Annotated in this window: 3 protein-coding genes; 2 read left to right on the plus strand and 1 reads right to left on the minus strand. The window is 34.9% G+C overall.

Annotated elements, in window-relative coordinates; all coding sequences use genetic code 11:
• Positions 1 to 31 precede the first annotated feature (31 nt).
• Positions 32 to 1210 carry a hypothetical protein gene (locus VNZ46_RS21505; RefSeq protein WP_325562456.1) on the minus strand — a complete coding sequence of 393 codons (1179 nt, stop codon included), beginning with the start codon at positions 1208 to 1210 and terminating at the stop codon, positions 32 to 34.
• A gap of 282 nt (positions 1211 to 1492) precedes the next feature.
• On the opposite strand from VNZ46_RS21505, the gene VNZ46_RS21510 reads away from it, so the two are divergent.
• Complete coding sequence (locus VNZ46_RS21510; RefSeq protein ID WP_325562458.1) at positions 1493 to 2476, plus strand: zinc ribbon domain-containing protein; 984 nt, start codon at positions 1493 to 1495, stop codon at positions 2474 to 2476.
• 22 nt (positions 2477 to 2498) lie between these two features.
• On the plus strand, positions 2499 to 2984 hold the full coding sequence (locus VNZ46_RS21515) for a hypothetical protein (protein WP_325562460.1): 486 nt from the start codon (positions 2499 to 2501) through the stop codon (positions 2982 to 2984).
• The last annotated feature ends 111 nt before the right edge of the window (positions 2985 to 3095 follow it).

Consider the following 3095-nt stretch of genomic DNA (forward strand, 5'->3'; position numbering starts at 1 on the left):
TCTTGAGGAAATTGGATTTTAATTATATTGCTCATCTTGATTCGTCCACAGATTCGAATTTTAAAATCAAACCTTCTTCCTTCAAAATGTTTAGTATATTTTCAAATTCATACCAATCACTAATACCAGCTTCGCTCGTCCAAGAAAGGTATTTTTGATGAGAAATCTTTGTTTCTCCAGCAAATCGCAAATGTGCTCTCATGCCAGTTTGAAATATAACTCCTTCATCATCGGATTTAGGCGTTAAATCCCATTCTTCTTTCAATTTTTCTAAGATAGAAAGTTTCTTTTTATCTGCTACTGATAAATTATGCTCTTCATTCTTATCGGAATTTATGGCTTCGCCGAAAGGTTTTTCAAGCTCTTGTATTAAGTGTTCAGAAATTACCGAAAGGACTACTTCTTTATCTCGTATATCCTTGATTACAATATCACCCGTTCTCTCTAGGGATAAAATTGATTCATAAAATTTATACGAAGGAGCGTTTGTATAAATAAGATTGCCATAGTCATCATAACCGTTTGCTATCTGTCCTAAGTTTAAGGCAATGTTTTTATAACCGTATGAATCAGATAGATTCTTAAGTGTTTGTAAGATATGTTTCCGTTGATTATCAACGCTATAATAATTCTCACCTTGAGCAGGAATGAGATCACTTTTCAGGAAACTATCAATGTAATTATCCAGCTTATTCTTTAGCCCTTTTCTATTGAGTTTTATTTCAAATAAAGTATAGTATTGTAACCCGAAAGTAAATGCGGAATTTGCGAAACTTAAATTCAACAAATTTTTAAACTCACTAATGGTGATATGTTCTCCATTCACCATTTTTGTATAAAGATTTTTCCCTAATTCACAATATTCATCAACCTTAATGTAATCTTCTTTATTCGCTACACCTGAACCCAAGCTTGCTATTTGTTTTCGATGCTTAAGTGCGTTTATTTTTGCAATTGCTTTTTTATAAACCTCTTCATACGTTCTCGAAATACGTAGGCTATCTAATTCTAATAAAGGTGGTTTTTCTGAAGCTAAATCTAATAGGTATTTGAAAAACTTTTCTTCGTCAATGCCATCTTTCTCCAACAAGCCAGTGTAATGCATAAGGCTTGGAATTGATGATCCGCGAGAAAATTGATCTAGCTCTTCATCAGTTGAGAGTAATAATTTCTTGATTAGATATATCTTCCATTCAGGCAGGTAATTCATTGTAATAGTTAAGTAATGGTAATTACCTTAATTTTAGCACTTTAGAGCCTTATTTGGGAGCTTTATTTGCTTAGGTTTTGGTGGTATAGTATACGTAATTGAATATTTGCCTAAACTCATAGAAATGTGGGCATGGCATAAATCCATCGCTGAATAGAACTCCTCGTCAGAGTTCCAGCGATGGTCGTATGGGGAAACCCATGCGTTTGACCCGAAAGGGACAAGCTTCTGGCGGGGAGTTTTATATCTCCACCAGAAAAATAATTATATTACAATAAATATATGTTTTGCTCAAATTGCGGTAGCCAAATAATTGAAGGATCAAAATTTTGCCCGAAATGCGGCCAGTCCATTTCATCTTTACCGAAATCAGCAACTCCGACAGTCCAAACCTTAACTCCTGAAAAGATAGACATAACAAAAATCCAAAATAATTTGAAGAATACGGGTAATTCCGTCTATGCTATTGGTTGGTTAAATATTATTCTTAATGTTGGAATATATCTTTGGAGTATTTCCGACAAGAATTTTTCACAATCAGGGCTACCCCATTCTGGGCTTTCAGGAACTTTTGTAATGGTCGTAGTCTCAAGTATTTTTATCATCTTGGGCAAAAGGATTAAAGAACACAAAGATAAAAACATTAAACTATATTTACAAATTCTAATTGGATTATCCATCGCACTTTTGGTGTGGGTGGTTTCAACTGGCGGAACTGTTGGCCTTTTATTCTTCTTAGTCCTAGCTTACTTAGTATCTTCTCTTACGAAAATCGGGAAAGCAATGAAATCAGAAGACTTTATGGCAACATTAAGTAGCCCTGTTTACCGTTTAGGCACGATGGGATGGAGTATTTTGGCTATAGCCGCTTTTATTTTATTTTTTGTGGCCTTAGGTTTTGATATGAATAAGCAAACAACGATTTCTACTCAATCAAATACGCAGTCCAAAGCTGAATTGATTCAATCTGCAGTTCAGCAGATAAAAACAAGTATGACTTTACCAAACAAGCTTGATCAAGTAACTACATTGACTGACGTTACGGCCGAGCCAGGTGCAATTCGATATCATTACACTCTTTCAGGTGCTGATACAAGTAATTTTTCAAACGATTATGTCAGGAGTTTTCTGAAACCAAAGGTTTGCGGTAATAGCGATACTAAGAGCCTCTTAAATGAAGATATAAATATGGAATACTCTTATGTAGTCGAAGGCACAGCTCAAAACTATTTCACATCGTTTACGAAAACTGATTGTATACAATAAGTCCACAAACTAGATCAATATTATGAAAAAATTACTAATTATTATTCCTTTGATATTCTTGGCAGCAGGTTGTAATACTCAGCCATCGTCTTCTGGTAACACAAACCCAACAGCAACTACTCTGCCTGTATCTCAAACTCCTGTTCAAACACCGCCAAACTCTACGCAACAATCTCCAGCCCCAGTAACGACACAGAATGAAAATTTTCAGAAAAAAATGCAATGTGCCACCTATAAGCAACAAGTCCAAGATAACCTAAATAAAATAATGAGCTCGTTGGAAATCCCTTCTCTCTATCAGATTTTTTACAGTCCCTCCCGAGATTCTTGTCTTTCGGCAGAGGAGGATATTTATCCAGCTCACGATACAATTGCTGAGAGCGAGATACTTTCCATAAACGATATTCTAACAGGCAAGGTTATTTGGTTCCAAAGATACCAACCCGCCTTAAAGTATTGGGATGCAAATGCAAAGCTTGATGCTGAAATAACCGCATTGAGTGAGTAATGTTAATGTTCAATATACTATCAAACCTTAAATAATTCAGATAAGAAAAATAAATGACAAATACTGCACCATCCTTTTTAGATAATCATTTATTGAAGCTAGATTCAAAGT

The organism is Pedobacter sp., assembly GCF_035566355.1.
Taxonomy (GTDB): domain Bacteria; phylum Bacteroidota; class Bacteroidia; order Sphingobacteriales; family Sphingobacteriaceae; genus Pedobacter.